The sequence below is a fragment of the Elizabethkingia occulta genome (assembly GCF_002023715.1).
Taxonomy (GTDB): domain Bacteria; phylum Bacteroidota; class Bacteroidia; order Flavobacteriales; family Weeksellaceae; genus Elizabethkingia; species Elizabethkingia occulta.
The window spans coordinates 150,721-166,387 of the sequence record NZ_MAHX01000016.1 but is presented as its reverse complement, the minus strand read 5'-3'; the positions used below and the strand labels follow the sequence as shown (position 1 = coordinate 166,387).

Annotated in this window: 11 protein-coding genes and 3 tRNA genes; 11 read left to right on the top strand and 3 right to left on the bottom strand. The window is 37.6% G+C overall.

The window, feature by feature from the left end:
* Positions 1–30 precede the first annotated feature (30 nt).
* The 5 genes from BAZ10_RS11460 to BAZ10_RS11440 all read left to right on the top strand — a co-directional run bounded on the left by BAZ10_RS11460 (position 31) and on the right by BAZ10_RS11440 (position 6,087).
* Entirely contained in the window at positions 31–1,713 is a 1,683-nt protein-coding gene (locus BAZ10_RS11460; protein ID WP_078772167.1) for a sodium/sugar symporter, read from the top strand.
* 87 nt (positions 1,714–1,800) lie between these two features.
* The gene (locus tag BAZ10_RS11455; RefSeq protein ID WP_078772166.1) at positions 1,801–3,837 is read left to right on the top strand and encodes a sulfatase-like hydrolase/transferase; all 2,037 of its coding nucleotides are present in this window, start codon (positions 1,801–1,803) and stop codon (positions 3,835–3,837) included.
* A 103-nt stretch (positions 3,838–3,940) separates the two neighbouring features.
* Positions 3,941–5,125 carry a tRNA 2-thiouridine(34) synthase MnmA gene (gene mnmA / locus BAZ10_RS11450; protein WP_078772165.1) on the top strand — a complete coding sequence of 395 codons (1,185 nt, stop codon included), beginning with the start codon at positions 3,941–3,943 and terminating at the stop codon, positions 5,123–5,125.
* Positions 5,126–5,128: 3 nt separating this feature from the next.
* Positions 5,129–5,653 (top strand): NADPH-dependent FMN reductase, encoded by a 525-nt coding sequence (locus tag BAZ10_RS11445; protein ID WP_078772164.1) that lies wholly within the window; start codon positions 5,129–5,131, stop codon positions 5,651–5,653.
* A gap of 44 nt (positions 5,654–5,697) precedes the next feature.
* The gene (locus BAZ10_RS11440; RefSeq protein ID WP_078772163.1) at positions 5,698–6,087 is read left to right on the top strand and encodes a hypothetical protein; all 390 of its coding nucleotides are present in this window, start codon (positions 5,698–5,700) and stop codon (positions 6,085–6,087) included.
* 319 nt (positions 6,088–6,406) lie between these two features.
* Here the strand turns inward: BAZ10_RS11440 and BAZ10_RS11435 are convergent, their stop codons facing one another.
* From BAZ10_RS11435 to BAZ10_RS11425, 3 genes are all read right to left on the bottom strand, one after another.
* Entirely contained in the window at positions 6,407–7,282 is an 876-nt protein-coding gene (locus BAZ10_RS11435; protein ID WP_078772162.1) for a DMT family transporter, read from the bottom strand.
* The gene (gene aat / locus BAZ10_RS11430; RefSeq protein ID WP_078772161.1) at positions 7,283–7,918 is read right to left on the bottom strand and encodes a leucyl/phenylalanyl-tRNA--protein transferase; all 636 of its coding nucleotides are present in this window, start codon (positions 7,916–7,918) and stop codon (positions 7,283–7,285) included. It abuts the gene before it with no gap.
* Positions 7,919–7,980: 62 nt separating this feature from the next.
* On the bottom strand, positions 7,981–8,364 hold the full coding sequence (locus tag BAZ10_RS11425) for a DUF3127 domain-containing protein (RefSeq protein ID WP_009089942.1): 384 nt from the start codon (positions 8,362–8,364) through the stop codon (positions 7,981–7,983).
* 176 nt (positions 8,365–8,540) lie between these two features.
* Here BAZ10_RS11425 and BAZ10_RS11420 point away from each other — a divergent pair.
* The 6 genes from BAZ10_RS11420 to BAZ10_RS11395 all read left to right on the top strand — a co-directional run bounded on the left by BAZ10_RS11420 (position 8,541) and on the right by BAZ10_RS11395 (position 15,619).
* Positions 8,541–8,622 (top strand) — tRNA-Leu (locus tag BAZ10_RS11420).
* A gap of 4 nt (positions 8,623–8,626) precedes the next feature.
* Positions 8,627–8,702, top strand: a tRNA-Gly gene (locus BAZ10_RS11415).
* 6 nt (positions 8,703–8,708) lie between these two features.
* Positions 8,709–8,792 (top strand) — tRNA-Leu (locus tag BAZ10_RS11410).
* A gap of 309 nt (positions 8,793–9,101) precedes the next feature.
* Positions 9,102–10,742, top strand: a complete 1,641-nt coding sequence (locus tag BAZ10_RS11405) for a glycoside hydrolase family 43 protein (RefSeq protein ID WP_078772160.1) — start codon at positions 9,102–9,104, stop codon at positions 10,740–10,742.
* 411 nt (positions 10,743–11,153) lie between these two features.
* Positions 11,154–14,105, top strand: coding sequence for a SusC/RagA family TonB-linked outer membrane protein (locus BAZ10_RS11400; protein WP_078772159.1), 2,952 nt, complete (start codon positions 11,154–11,156; stop codon positions 14,103–14,105).
* Positions 14,106–14,116: 11 nt separating this feature from the next.
* The gene (locus tag BAZ10_RS11395; protein WP_078772158.1) at positions 14,117–15,619 is read left to right on the top strand and encodes a RagB/SusD family nutrient uptake outer membrane protein; all 1,503 of its coding nucleotides are present in this window, start codon (positions 14,117–14,119) and stop codon (positions 15,617–15,619) included.
* The last annotated feature ends 48 nt before the right edge of the window (positions 15,620–15,667 follow it).

Genomic DNA, 15,667 nt, shown 5'->3' with positions numbered 1-15,667 from the left:
TAATTTCCAATCTAAACGCATCACAAAGCCATGAATAATATATTAACTACAAAAGACTATATTGTATTCTTTATTTACTTCATAATCGTTTCCTGTTATGGACTTTGGGTATTCTATAAAAAGAAAGCAAAAAACTCAGGTGGATCCAAAGACTACTTCCTTGCAGAAGGTTCTTTGACGTGGTGGGCAATAGGCGCTTCGCTTATTGCGTCCAATATCTCGGCTGAGCAATTTATCGGAATGAGTGGCTCTGGTTTCAAAATGGGACTGGCTATAGCTACCTACGAATGGATGGCCGCCATTACTCTTATCATTGTTGCTGTTTTCTTTATTCCGGTATACCTCAAAAATAAAATTTTCACAATGCCACAATTCCTCCATAAACGCTACAATAGTACTGTAGCAATGATTATGGCAGTCTTCTGGTTATTGCTTTATGTTGTTGTTAATCTCACTTCTATTCTTTATCTGGGCGCTTTGGCAGTAAGCAGTATTTCCGGACTTAATATCACCTTCTGTATGTATAGTATAGCCATTTTTGCCATTATTATTACACTCGGCGGAATGAAAGTGATAGGATATACAGATGTAATACAGGTTTTCTTTTTGATACTAGGTGGTCTGGCAACTACCTATTTAGCTCTTAATCTTGTTTCTGATCATTACGGAAATGGTAATGGTATCTTCCACGGCTATCAGATTATGACTCAAAAAGCGTCAGAGCATTTTCATATGATACTAAAACCAAATAATGAAAGTTATTTGGATCTCCCCGGTTTATCAGTATTAATCGGTGGAATGTGGCTCGTTAACCTCAACTATTGGGGGTGTAATCAATACATAACCCAACGGGCACTTGGAGCTGATCTTAAAACAGCACGAAGCGGAATCTTATTTGCTGCTTTTCTCAAACTATTGATGCCGGTAATTGTTGTACTCCCAGGTATTGCTGCTTATGTGCTGTGGAAAGACGGATTGTTTAAGAATGAAATGCTGTATGATGGAGAAACTAATCCCGACAGAGCCTACCCTGTATTACTTAATTTGCTTCCTGCAGGTTTAAAAGGACTTTCCTTTGCTGCATTAACGGCTGCTGTTGTGGCATCATTGGCAGGGAAATCCAACAGTATTGCCACTATCTTTTCTCTCGATGTTTATCATAAAATCTTTGATAAGAAGGCTTCAGAGAAAAAGCTTATTCGTGTTGGGAAAATTACAATAATTGTCTCTATGATTCTGGCAGTAATTATAGCTCCCCATCTCGGAATAGACAAAAAAGGAGGTTTTCAGTATATCCAAGAATATACCGGGTTTGTCTCTCCAGGAATATTCGCTATGTTTATATTAGGCTTTTTCTGGAAAAAAACGACTTCAAACGCGGCATTATTTGCTACAATCGGGGGCTTCTTTTTCTCAGTGTTTCTTAAGTTCTTACCTGGCTATACCGATTTATCTTTTCTAAGCAAATACAGTTTTGCTATACGGAACAAGGCTTCCGGATTGTATGAAATTCCTTTTCTAGATCGTATGGCTATTGTATTTATAATTTGTATTATCGGAATGGTTCTGATAAGCAAAACAGAGAATGCACGCGGTGTGGTTCCTAAAGGTTTGAAAGTTGATTCAAAAATGTTCAGAGTACATCCGGGATTTTTTATCGGTGCTTTAATTATAATCCTTATTACGGCTGCTCTTTATATGATATATTGGTAAATCGAGAATATAAAACCCTATCCTTTATGCTATTGGAAGCACCTTGTTCTGGGGTTATTTTTATATATTTATCAATAACTTATAACCATGAACAAATTTCTTAAGCTTTTTATTCTGCTTTTTATCACCTGCAGTCTCGCAGCTCAGACTGTTAAAAAGACTTCAAAGCCTAATATTATTTTCATTTTAGTAGATGATTTAGGATACGGAGATATTGGTATTTTGAATCAGAACCAAAGAAAAAAGGAAGGAAAGCCTTATATATCGACTCCGTTTCTTGATAAGCTCTCAGCTCAAGGAGCCATACTCACCCAATCCTATAGCAATGCTCCTGTTTGTGCTCCTTCACGGGCTTCTCTACTAACAGGACGTACGCAAGGACATTCCGAGGTAAGAGATAATCAGTTCGATAAGGCTCTTGAAGACAATTACACAATGGGGAATACCCTGCAGAAAGCTGGATATACAACAATAGCTATAGGAAAATGGGGACTACAGGGAACAGAGGCAAGCTGGCCCTCTCATCCGCTTAAAAGAGGCTTTAATGAATATTACGGATATATCAGACATTCCGATGGTCATGAGCACTACCCTAAAGAAGGAAAATACAGAGGCAAGAAGGAGGTATATGATAATTACACCAATGTAGCTGAAGATCTGGACAAATCTTATACGGGAGACTTGTGGACAGCTCGTGCAAAATATTGGATTACCCAACACAATCAGAAGCAAAAAGACAAACTATTCTTCATGTATCTGGCCTATGATACACCTCATGCTGTGATAGAGCTTCCTACACAGGAATATCCAAAGGGAAGTGGACTAAATGGAGGGTTGCAATGGCTAGGTAAAAAGGGACAAATGATTAATACAGCATCCGGGGAAATAGATTCCTGGTATGCACCTGAATATGCAAATGCCACCTATAAAACAGCTGATGGGACAGAAAAGTCATGGCCAGACGTAAACAAGAGATATGCAACGGTAATACAACGTTTAGACGCTCAGGTTGGCGACCTCTTACAACTCCTGAAAGATCTCAAAATTGATCAAAACACACTGGTTGTATTCTCTTCAGACAACGGCCCTTCACAGGAGTCTTATTTAAAAGAACCTTATACACCTGAATTTTTCGATGGCTATGGCCCTTTTGACGGCATAAAAAGAGATCTGTGGGAAGGAGGAGAGCGCATGCCTGTTTTTATACAATGGAATAGCAAAATCGCACCGGGGCAGAAAATTGATCTCCCAAACATGCTGTCCGACTGGATGCCTACTTTTCTGGATGCTGCAGGAGTAACAATCCCGCAACGCGCAGATGGGATTTCTATTTTACCAATACTTACCGGAATGGTCAAGCAACAAAAAGATCCTATTGTCTACGCAGAATATTTCGAAGAAGGACATACCCCTAATTATGTTGATTTTGAAGCTAAAAGACGTAAAAGAACACGGGGACAAATGCAATTGGTCCGTTTCGGAAAATACAGTGGGGTACGTTACAATATTAAAGATGCGCAAGATAACTTTGAAATTTATAATGTAGTTACTGATCCTAAACAGAAAACAGACTTAGCAGCAACCATGCCTTCGCTGCAACAAAATATGAAAGATTTTGTTCTGCAAAACCGCCGTCCGGACTCATCTGCAGCCCGCCCGTACGATAAAGCATATATACCTGGAATTCTTCCTAAATCGGCAAAAAAAGGTATTCAGTGGTACAGCTATCAGACAAATTCTCCATGGGTACCAGATACACATAATCTGAAACCTATAAACAACGGCACTCTTACGACTCCTACTATAACAAATAAAAGTATAAAAGGAAATATTGTTACTATAAAAGGAGTTCTAAATATTCCTCAAAATGACAATTATACATTTTTCCTTAAAGCATTTGGCAAGGCTTTTCTGAGAATACATGAAGCAGCATTAATCGATGCTGACTACAACTACATTTCCGGAACAGAAAAATGCGCAGAGATCTTACTAAAAGCAGGTCTTCATCCTTTTACACTCACTTATAAAAAGCCTGAAAAAGATGTAAATGCAAAGGATTTTGTATTTGAATGGAGCAGCGAGAACTTCAGCAGGAGAAAGTTCTCTCCGGAAGATTTCTATTAAAAATACAATATAGTTTTTCCAATTACCTGTATTTGATGCTTTCAATAACAATACGTTTTTCAATAGATTAAGTTGTTGTAACTTTGCAAAAAATTTTTGTAGAATGAAAATTGTAGTCGGACTATCCGGAGGAGTAGACTCCAGTGTGGCAGCTTATTTACTAAAACAACAGGGACATGATGTTGTTGGACTTTTCATGCGTAACTGGAATGATGCTTCGGTTACTCTGGAAGATGAATGTCCATGGATAGAAGATAGTAATGATGCACTAATGGTTGCCCAAAAGCTGGGAATTCCGTTCCAGGTAATCGATATGAGCGAGCTTTATAAGGAACGCATTGTAGATTACATGTTTGAAGAATACGAAAAAGGACGTACGCCCAATCCGGATGTTCTGTGTAACCGTGAGGTAAAATTTGATGCCTTCATGGATGTTGCACTTTCTCTGGGTGCTGAAAAAGTGGCGACAGGTCATTATGCACAACTTTCTTCCGTAGAAAAAGATGGTGAAACAATTTACCGCCTGTTAGCCGGTAACGACAATAATAAAGATCAGTCTTATTTTCTTTGTCAGCTAAGTCAGGATCAGCTTTCCAAAGCCCTGTTTCCGATTGGTCATTTAACAAAACCGCAGGTAAGAGAAATTGCGAAAGAAATTGGCTTGGTAACTGCTGACAAGAAAGATTCCCAGGGACTTTGTTTTATTGGGAAAGTAAGTCTTCCGGAGTTTTTGAAACAACAGTTACAGCCAAAAGAAGGTGAAATTGTAGAAATTTTCAGAGACTTCCCGGGATTTAATCAGCCTCAACCTGAATTCTCATCAAAACAGGAAGAACTGGAATACCTTTCTTCAAAAATCAGGTATCAGAAAAGTGATGGAAAAGTCATTGGTAAACATCAGGGTGCTCAATATTACACAATTGGCCAAAGTAAAGGCCTTGGTATAGGTGGTCATAAAGAATCCTGCTTTGTGATCTCCCGTGATATGGAAAATAATATACTCTTTGTAGGAGAAAGCCACAGCTTCCCGGGATTGTATAAAAAAGCTCTGAAAATAAATAATGACGAAGTAAAATGGATTCGTAAAGATTTGCAGCTTCAGAATGGTGAAAGCCGTGAAGTAATGGCCAGAATCCGTTACAGACAGCCTTTACAGAAAGCTACAATCTATCAGTTTGAAGACGCTTTTTATATAGAGTTTGAAGAACCTCAATCGGCTATTGCTGAGGGGCAATTTGCAGCATGGTACGACGGAGAAGAAACACTTGGAAGTGGTGTAATCTCATAAGACATGAAACCTCGGATTTTAGCTGTTATTGGCAGTACAAGACCCAATTCTTCAAACCAGAAGATTGTAGAAAAGATTGAAGAGCTTCTTCATCAGAATTTTACAATCTCTTATTTTAATGGACTAACGAGCCTTCCCTATTTCGCGCCGGATCAGGCCTTTGAAAATACGCCTGAAAAGGTGATCGCATTCAGGGAAGAAATAAAATATGCAGACATCGTTCTGATCTGTACACCGGAATACATTTTTAGTATTCCGGGAGTACTGAAAAATGCTCTGGAATGGTTTGTTGCAACAGATATATTCCATCAGAAACCATCCGTGCTTATTACAGCCTCTGCATCCGGAGAAAAGGGACAAGAGGAATTACACCTCATTATGAAGACTTTGGGGGCAAGATTTTCTGAAGAATCTACTCTTCTAATTTCGGGTGTAAAAGGCAGATTTAATACTGATGGACAACTTACAGATCCCAATACTATCGAAGCTCTTCAGAAATTATCGGAAAATATTAAAAACCTGTTGTAACTTTTTTTATTTTAGATTGTCTTTATAATAAAGAGCAGCAATCTATGAAAAAATTACTCTACACTACTTTTCTAGCCACTACGATTCTTTCATCATGTTCAGGAACTTTTGGTTTCAGGGGAGTTTATGCCCAGCTTTGGAATATTGATAGCCAAAAAGAATATATACTGACTTCTAACACTTCTAGAAATCACAAATTTGATTTAATTAATACCTCCACTGAGGATTCCACTTTTAAGATTTATACGTCTGATCGCAAATTATATCAAATCATCAAAAAAGGTGAAAAAGCACGCTTTAATAATACATCCTTTAATGGAATTATAATAGAGAATACAACTTCTGTAAACGGGAATGTACAATTCTATGCCTATATACAGGAAAAAGGATATACTACATCTCCCACAGTCAAAATTTCGGAAGTAAAAAAATAATCTTCTTTCTTTACTAGAAAAAAACATTCTTTGATTAGTCCGTAAAGAAAAGTACCTCCGTTGTATTTGGCCATTTATTATGTCCGGATACTATTCGTACTATCTTATTAAGCATTTTAGGGATAATGATATTTGTTTATAATGCTTCTTAAGCGCAATCTAAGTCCCCGAACTTCTTTATTATTAGTACAATTCAGAATTTGAAAAATAAATTTGGAGGGTAAATAAAAAAATACTTACCTTTGTCGCCTTTCATTTTTACTTTTTATTAGATTTATTTCAAACTGCAGCGGCGTTCCGCTCGCAGTTTTTTTTATTTTTATTTATTGGCTCTCAGAAAAATAAGACCAGAAATAATTAGTACAGCCCCCGCTACCTGTACCATATTTAAAGTTTCACCATCTACAATCCCCCAACCTACAGCCACAATAGGCATTAATAAAGTTACTGAAGAAGAAAACAAAGGTGTGGAGATATTTACCAGGCGATAGTTCAGCATCATAGCCAATCCGGTTCCAAATACTGATAACAGAGATACGAAGCCCAATCCTTCCCAGAAGCTGACATCTGACTTGAAGTTATTAAAAAAGCCTGCAAAGACCAGCGTAACAAGCGAGGGTAGAAATAAGACCAATGAAAAAACATAAGCTGATAGCATTTTCGCTGGAATTGAGCCTAATTTTGCCTTAACCGTTGTAACATTTATAGCATAGAATACTGTAGCCAGCAAAAGCAATAAAATAGGGATTATCTCAATGGAACCACTTTCATTTTTGGAAGCCAGCATCAGAATACAGGCTCCTACAAAGCTAATTCCAACGCCAATCATCTGTTTTTTTGTCGAATTAATTCCCCATAATAATGGCCCTACTATAATAACAAAAATAGGCAGCATAGAATTAATAATTCCGGCAATACTGCTGCTGATTCTGGTTTCTGCAATCGGAAACAGAAACATTGGAAAAAAATTACCACAAAGCGCTACTACCACAACCCATTTAAGTTGTTTTACAGGAAAGCTCTTCAGATGTTTTATTGCAATAGGCATCAGTATCAGAGAGGCTATTAGAATCCTCAGTGCTCCCACCTCAAATGGATTAAAATGCTGTAAAGATTTTTTGATCAGGATAAATGACGAACCCCATATTAGGGTAAGCACCATCAGAAGAACCCATTTTTCCCTATTTGTATCCATTTATTTTAAAAAATTTAAATAGTCCTGCTTATCTATCATCCTTGTTCCAAGGCTTTCCAAGTGTGCTGTATATACCTGACAGTCTATCACGTCATACGTCTCTTGATATTTTTTTGCGAAATAAATAAATCCGGCTTTCGAAGCATTACTTACTTTCGCAAACATACTCTCTCCACAGAAAACATTTCCCAGGTCAAGCCCATACAAACCACCAACCAGCTCTTCACCCTGCCATACCTCAATACTTTTTGCCTTTCCAAGTCTGTGTAATTCTATATAAGCCTCCTCCATCTCATCAGTTATCCATGTTCCATCCTGATCTTCTCTGTAAATATCTTTACAGTTCCTGATTACCTCGATGAAGCACTGGTTTTCGGTAAAAGAAAATGTTTCATCACGAAAAACCTTACGCATAGATTTTGAAATCTTTATTTCGTTCGGAAACAAAACAAATCGCGGATCCGGGCACCACCAGAGAATTTCTTCGCCCTCATTAAACCATGGAAAAATCCCAAGCTGGTAGGCAAACCAAATTCTTTCGACAGAAAGATCTCCGCCAAAAGCCATTAGCCCCTCTTCCGGATTATACAATGCCGGGTCCGGGAAAGAAATATCATTAGGGTCTAGCTGATACATAGGAAAAACAAAATCCTACTCAATAAACAGTAGGATTTATATGATGGTATAAAGATTTCTGATTAGAATGGTAAATCATCATCGTCATCGTTACCAAATACATTGGTATCCTGACTTGCAGTTGACTGATTAGCCTGCATAGGAGCAGCCTGAACCGGCTCATTAAAATCACCTGTTGCTTTTTCTACTCTCCATCCTGTAATAGAGTTGAAGTAACGGATTTGACCATCCGGTGCCTGCCATTCTCTACCACGAATGTTGATTCCGATCTTTACCTGCTCTCCTTCTGAAATAGTATTGAGCAAATCAATTTTATCTGATAAAAACTCTATACTTATAGGCTGCGGGTATTGTTCCTGAGTCAGAAGAATCAATTCTCTTTTCTGAAAACCGCTGTTAAAAGTCTGAACATCAAATAATTTCTTTACTGTACCTATTAATTCCATTTCAATATTTTTTACGAATTGTAAAGGTAATAAAATTGGAATGAAGAGTGGTGAACGGAAGTGAAATTTTGTTGATTTTAAAAAAAAATGAAAAATTTTTGAAAAAGATTTGGAGGGAATACATATTGTCTCTATATTTGCACTCACAAAAACGACAGAGAAGTTCTTTAAATAAAGCGGATGTGGTGTAATTGGTAGCCACGCCAGACTTAGGATCTGGTGCCGTGAGGCGTGGGGGTTCGAGTCCCTTCATCCGCACTATGCGAAAATAGCTCAGCTGGTAGAGCACAACCTTGCCAAGGTTGGGGTCGCGGGTTCGAATCCCGTTTTTCGCTCCACTTCACACCCTGGTGGTGGAATTGGTAGACACGCAGGACTTAAAATCCTGTGCCCATTTGGGCGTACGGGTTCAAGTCCCGTCTGGGGTACAAAAAGCATTGTTAATCTTTGATTGACAATGCTTTTTTCGTTTATAGCCCCTTTTCTTATAATTATACAGCCAATATATAAGCTAGTTCAAAGTAAAGACCTTTTATTTTTTTATCACATTAATAACAATTTTTGGAGTAAAGTTCTTGCACTTTATAATTTCAAGTAAACAATTAGATTTTTATCCTTTCATAGTTTTAAATTTTATCAATCCAAAATACTGTACATTTGGTAAATAATATTTTATAAAATAATGTTTTTATAAAATATTTGACACTAAAAACACACAACCTGATAAATATTAAAACATGAGAATTATTAACTTGTACAGCTTTCTTATTATTCTCCTCTTGGAAAGCTATTCTTTAAAAGCCCAGACAAATTTTATTAAGAACCCTGTACTACCCGGATTCAATCCTGATCCTTGTATCGTACGTGTAAATAAAGATTATTACATCTTTACCTCTACATTTGAATGGTTTCCGGGAGTTCCAATTTACCACTCCAGAGATTTAATCAACTGGGAACAAATCGGACATGTACTAACCAGAGAAAGCCAGCTGAATATGCGTGGCACCGATGATTCCGATGGAATATTTGCCCCGTCTATTAATTACCATAAAGGCACTTATTATTTATTCTTTACCAATGTACAAAATGGTGTAACGTGGTCACTAAAAGGATACCCCAATTATATTGTCACGGCAAAAGACCCCCGAGGTCCGTGGTCAGAGCCGGTACTAATCAACACGCTCGGCTTCGATCCCAGCTTATTTATAGATGACAACGACAAAGCTTATACTATTTTCCGGATATTTGACCACCGCCCGGGAAGTGAGCGGCAATCTCCGGGTATAGGTATACATGCATTAGACTTAGCAACGCTAAAACCACAAGGTAAACCGGAATTAATCTATACCGGCTGGGATCAGAAAACACCTGAAGGTCCAAAAATGTTAAAAAAAGATGGTTATTACTACTTATTTACAGCCGAAGGCGGAACAGGATATGATCACAATGAAGCCGTAGCCAGGTCTAAAAACATCTATGGACCTTACGAGCGCGCTCCAAAAATATTTTACACTTCAAAGGATCATCCACATTCTGAAATTCAAAAGTCCGGACACGGAACTTTATTTACGACACCTAATGGTGAATGGTATACAACTCACTTAGGCTCAAGACCCTTGTCTACAAAAGGATACTGTCCATTAGGGCGCGAATCTTTTATACAAAAAGTCAGATGGAATAAAGATGGCTGGCCCGAACTGGACAACAAAAGCGGCATTCCTGAGATGTCAGTTCCGGCACCCATAGGAGTAAAGAATAATAATTCATCAGAAATGAAAACTGTATTTACAGATCAGTTTGATTCCGACAAACTCAAAATGCAATTTCAGGTTTTACGAGAGCCCTGGAATTCGTCCTGGCTTTCTTTAAGCAAGCGTAAAGGCTATTTGGCACTGAAAGGAAGAAGGGCATTAGGATCGAGATATGACGAGAGCCTTGCAGCAATACGTATAACATCATTCCAACAAACCATTGAAACAGCACTAGAATTTGAGCCTTCTAATTTTCGTCACATGGCGGGTCTTACCTGTTATTATGATACAAAACATTTTTTCTCATTAGGCTTAACTACCGACGACAACGGTAAACCTCAATTAATACTAGCTGGTGTCGATAAAGAATATAAACAGATTGATGTAAAATTAATACCGGAAAGAGTAAAAAGAATTTTCATGCGGGTATCAATAAATACTGACAAGCTACAGTTTTATTATTCCGCAGACGGAGCGCAATGGAACACAATAGGGACTTCTATGGACTTTGGTAAACTCTCGGATGATTATGCACAAGGATTTACAGGAGCTATGGTTGGGCTATTTGCTCAGGATATTATGTATGAAAATACATGGGCCTATTTTGATTATCTAAAGGTCAAATAAAAACCTCTCATTATAAGCTTTTCCTAAAATTCAGATAAGGACACGGATATTACAGAAATTTTCAAAAAAGACCGGAAGAGACATCCGGTCTTTTTTATCTGCAACTACAATTCATAAAACAAATATTCTTTATGAAAAATTTTAATATTTACAACACATAATAAAGGGCACTAAATTCTTAATTAATGAGCATTATATTGAATTGAATGAAACTTTTTAAAGATAAAAAATAAATATTATTTATATAATTAATACATTATTTTACAAATAGCAAATAAAACAACCGGTTGTTATTTAGATTTATTATAAATTTTATCCCATTATGATTAAAAATATATTTTGATTTCATTTTTGTATAATTTTATTTTACTGAATTAACACTATTTAACATAAAATAAAAAACAAAACCTAATGAAATCAAAAAAAATTAAGCTCAAATATTGCTCTACATTAGCAATAGCTGTGTTTTTTTGGAGCGGGACATCATTGCATGCGCAGAAAAGCAGCTCCAAAAAAAATGACACCACGGCAAATACGAAAAAAATTGATGAAGTTGTCCTAATTGGCTACGGAAGCACAAAGCGTAAAAATGTAACCGGATCTATTGCCTCTGTCAAAATGGAAGATGTGAATGTCTCCACCAATACCAACTTTGTTCAGGCTATGGCAGGAAGAGCCGCTGGTGTAACTGTAATGTCCACATCCGGCCAGCCTGGCACAACCACAGATCTTGTTATAAGAAGTAATGCCTCATTTGCATCAGAAGGAGCTCTTTATATTGTAGATGGGGTAATTATTAATGATGCCTCCGGAGAACCTGGCTCCGGAACCAGATATGGAAATTCAGGAATAAGCCGGTCTTCATTAAACTTCCTGAATCCGAACGACATTGAGACTATTGACATCTTGAAAGATGCCAGTGCTACAGCAATCTACGGAGCGAGAGCTGCCGGTGGTGTTGTACTAATTACCACAAAGAGAGGAAAATCCGGAAAACCAACTATTCAGTATGATTTTAGTAATGCTTTTCAAAAGTCTATTAAATATTATGACTTAATGAATACACATGATTATATGACACAAACGAACAGAATCTCATATGAACAGTGGCTGTCGGACAACAAAATCGGAATATATGGAGGTAAGGATCCTGCTTCAGTAAAACCTTTTGCGCCCATATATACACAGGACCAGATTAATAATCAGCCTTCTTACCAAAACGCTTTTGATGCCATTATGCGTCCGGGGCTTACGGAGCAACATAATATTTCGGTTTCGGGAGCTGTAAACAGGACCCGTTATTATATGTCCGGTAACTATATGAATCAGCAGGGAGTATTTAAAGGTTCTGATTTTAAAAATTTTTCCGGAAAGCTATCTATAGATCAGGGAATATCAGACTCTTTTAAAGTGGGTGTAAATATTATCATAAATGGCTCCAAAGCCAATAACGGGAATATTGGAGATGGCTTGTATGAAAATTCAGGAATGATTGGTGCTGCTTTTTACCACCCACCAACATTGCCTTTTAAAGACGACAAAGGTAACTATCTTATAAATCCAAAATATGCAAATACACCTAACCCTTTATCTTTTCTGGATATTACGGATTATACCACTTCAAACCGGTTATTAACTTCCGGCTATGCCGAATGGATTATTATCCCCGGGTTAACAGCGAGAGCCAGCATTAGCTATGACCAAAGTACTGCAAAAAGATTTAACTACCTGCCAACAACATTTTTATACGGAGCCAGAGCAGGTGGGTCCGCAAGTATCGCTGAAAACAATTCTCAAACCCTTTCAGCAGATTATATTCTAAGCTATGTTAAAACTTTCGCAGAAAAACATAAGATCAGCTTACTTGCAGGACATTCTTATCAGGTCAATACTAAGGATGGTTTTTCTGCTGCGAATAATAATTTTCCAACCGATGCTTTTACCACGAACAATATTGGTTCCGGAGCTGCTCCACGTCCCAGAGTAGGATCTTATCGTAATCCTGATAAAATATGGAAATCCTATTTTGGTAGGGCTATTTATGAACTAAATGGCAGATACATCCTAACGGCTTCTATACGTGGAGATGGTGCCTCTCATTTCGCTGAAAACAGAAAATGGGGAATTTTCCCCGGGTTCTCTGCTGCCTGGATTGTTTCAGAAGAAAACTTTCTGAAAGGATCCAAAACCCTTAACTTTCTAAAACTAAGACTGGGATATGGAGAAGTGGGAAACTCTAATATCGGTTCCAGTGCATTTACCTATTATTCTTTTGGCTATAATGCTGTATTTAATAATACCCTATATCAAGGTGTTGCTATGTCTCAGTTAGCCAATCCAAATCTTACCTGGGAAACACAGGCAGAGAAAAATATTGGTATCGATTTCGGATTGTTTAACAACAGAATTACTGGTACTGTTGATTATTATCAAAGAAATTTCCGAGATTTATTGACCGCCATACCATTGGCAACAGACTTTCCTGTTTCTGCGTATGCAGGAAATGCAGGAACAACAAAAAGTACAGGATTCGAATTCAGTATCCAAACTAAAAATATTGTAAACCCCAATGGTTTTAACTGGAATACCACATTCAACTTCACCACTTTTAAAAACATGTGGGTAGAACGCTCTCCGGAAGCTCTTAAAACGCTTGCCAGATACATTAACCCAACCGGAAATTTCAATGAAGTATATGGTTATCTGTCGGATGGTATCTATGATCCTGCTAAAAGGAGTGCTCCAGAATGGATGCCTGGTATTAAACCAGGAGAGATTATTGTGAAAGACATTAATGGTTACGATGCCAATGGTTACCTGACAGGAAAACCTGATGGAAAAATTACAGATGCAGATATGACCGTTATTATGGACAATACTTCCACCGCTCCTCGTTATACATTCGGGTTTAATAATGAATTCCGGTACAAAAACTTCGATTTATCCATTTTTGCTTATGGAGCTATACAGAAAAAACAAAACCGGGAACTAACGATGGGTGGTTATGGTAGCCTGGTAGGTTTTGGATGGAATGCATTGAATGGTATAAAAAATACATGGACACATGATAATCCAAATACAACAATACCAACCGCTATTAATACAACCTATCCATTTGGTGGCTCTTCCGACTATTTTATTGAAGACGCGAGCTTTATTCGCGTAAGAGATATTACCTTGGGTTACAGGTTTTCGGAAAACCTTCTGGAAAAGCTAAAAATTGTAAAAAGTATAAGGATTTTTGCTACTGTACAGAACCCTTTTGTAATAACCAAATTCAAAGGTATAGACCCTGAACTTAAAAACTTTTATTCTTACCCGATTACCAAGTCCTTTATTATGGGAGCAAATATTACTTTTTAAATTAAATAACTATGAAACTAAATAATAAATACTCCAAAAGAACATCTGCCATTATAGGATTGAGCATATTAATATTTTCAACATCTTGCGAAAAAGATTTGACAGAGATGCCATACGACAGGTTTTCCGAAACCTCTTTTTACAAGACCCCGTCGGATGCTAAACTGGCAGTTACAGCTGTGTATTCATCTCTTAACCAAAATGGATACGATGCTATTTATGGATCCGGTTCTGGTTCTGTAATCGTTCAATCCAGTGCCACAACAGATGAATTAATTTGCTCATGGGGAGATCCGGAGTGGATACCTTATTACCAACTAAATTTTTCTGAAGCTTTTCCAAATGGTAAACTAGGATTATTGTATTCCTCATTAATGCCTGCCGTTACCAATGCAACGATTACGATAGATAAACTGAATGGTATGACCTCTTTGAGCACAGAAGAGAAAAGCCGGTATATTGCAGAAATAAAAGCCCTACGGGCACATTATGCCTGGCAGCTTTATAATTTTTATGGTCCTGTTGGATTACGTCTGGATGCTAAAGAAGCATCGAATCCTAATGCTGCTCCTATCCCGAGGATGACAAAAGAAGCTATGATAGCTCAAATAGAAAAAGACTATACAGAGGCTATAGCAGGGTTACCCACAGCTATGCAGCAAAATAAAGCCGACTATGGAAGGATGACAAAGGATATATGCCTTATGGGACTGGTAAAATTATACATGCATGAGAAAAGATGGCCGGAGGTTATTACCAACTGTAGAATTTTGCAGGGCATGGGACATAGTCTGGAGCCAAACTACGCGAATATTTTTACCGTAGAAAATAACGGAAATAACCAAGAAAAAATATTTGCAATCTCCAGTAGAATGGATGCTGCCTTTACCAATATATGGTTGGCTCATGCCTTACCAGGCAATTATGTAGATCCTAGTGGAAAAGCACTTACACAATGGGGAGGCTACAAAATGCCATGGAAAACTTATGATAAATTTGATCAGAATGATAAAAGACTCACAAGATTAATGGCAAAATGGCCAACTTATGGAGGGCAAATTTTTGATGCCCGAGCCAATGGATACAAAGGAGCCATCCCTATGAAATACGGTATTGATCCTAATGCTCCAGGCGAAAATACAGGAGTTGATATTGTTGTATGGCGTTATTCAGATGTTTTGCTATCTCTTGCTGAGGCTATTAATGAAACTGCAGGTCCTACAACCGAAGCTTATGATCTGGTCGCACAGGTAAGAAAAAGAGCCGGTCTGAACGCATTACCCTCAGGACTTTCAAAAGACCAATTCAGAAATAAACTGATGGATGAACGCCTATTCGAGTTCTGGTTTGAGGGAGGCAACAGGAGAGAGGATATGATCAGATGGGGAGCTTATATACAAAGAGCTCAGGATGATGGATCTACATTTGCAAAACCCGAATTTGTATTATATCCTATTCCAAGAAAAGCAATAAATGAAACCAATGGTATAATTAAACAAAACCCGGGATACTAATAAATAAGGCTGCCCAATTTTCAGGCAGCCTTTACTGTATATCAAAAA

Bases quoted from the DNA above. Each gene is read 5' to 3' on its own strand.
- BAZ10_RS11460 (WP_078772167.1), top strand. From the start codon at position 31: ATGAATAATATATTAACTACAAAAGACTATATTGTATTCTTTATTTAC.
- BAZ10_RS11455 (WP_078772166.1), top strand. From the start codon at position 1,801: ATGAACAAATTTCTTAAGCTTTTTATTCTGCTTTTTATCACCTGCAGT.
- mnmA (WP_078772165.1), top strand. From the start codon at position 3,941: ATGAAAATTGTAGTCGGACTATCCGGAGGAGTAGACTCCAGTGTGGCA.
- BAZ10_RS11445 (WP_078772164.1), top strand. From the start codon at position 5,129: ATGAAACCTCGGATTTTAGCTGTTATTGGCAGTACAAGACCCAATTCT.
- BAZ10_RS11440 (WP_078772163.1), top strand. From the start codon at position 5,698: ATGAAAAAATTACTCTACACTACTTTTCTAGCCACTACGATTCTTTCA.
- BAZ10_RS11435 (WP_078772162.1), bottom strand. From the start codon at position 7,282: ATGGATACAAATAGGGAAAAATGGGTTCTTCTGATGGTGCTTACCCTA.
- aat (WP_078772161.1), bottom strand. From the start codon at position 7,918: ATGTATCAGCTAGACCCTAATGATATTTCTTTCCCGGACCCGGCATTG.
- BAZ10_RS11425 (WP_009089942.1), bottom strand. From the start codon at position 8,364: ATGGAATTAATAGGTACAGTAAAGAAATTATTTGATGTTCAGACTTTT.
- BAZ10_RS11405 (WP_078772160.1), top strand. From the start codon at position 9,102: ATGAGAATTATTAACTTGTACAGCTTTCTTATTATTCTCCTCTTGGAA.
- BAZ10_RS11400 (WP_078772159.1), top strand. From the start codon at position 11,154: ATGAAATCAAAAAAAATTAAGCTCAAATATTGCTCTACATTAGCAATA.
- BAZ10_RS11395 (WP_078772158.1), top strand. From the start codon at position 14,117: ATGAAACTAAATAATAAATACTCCAAAAGAACATCTGCCATTATAGGA.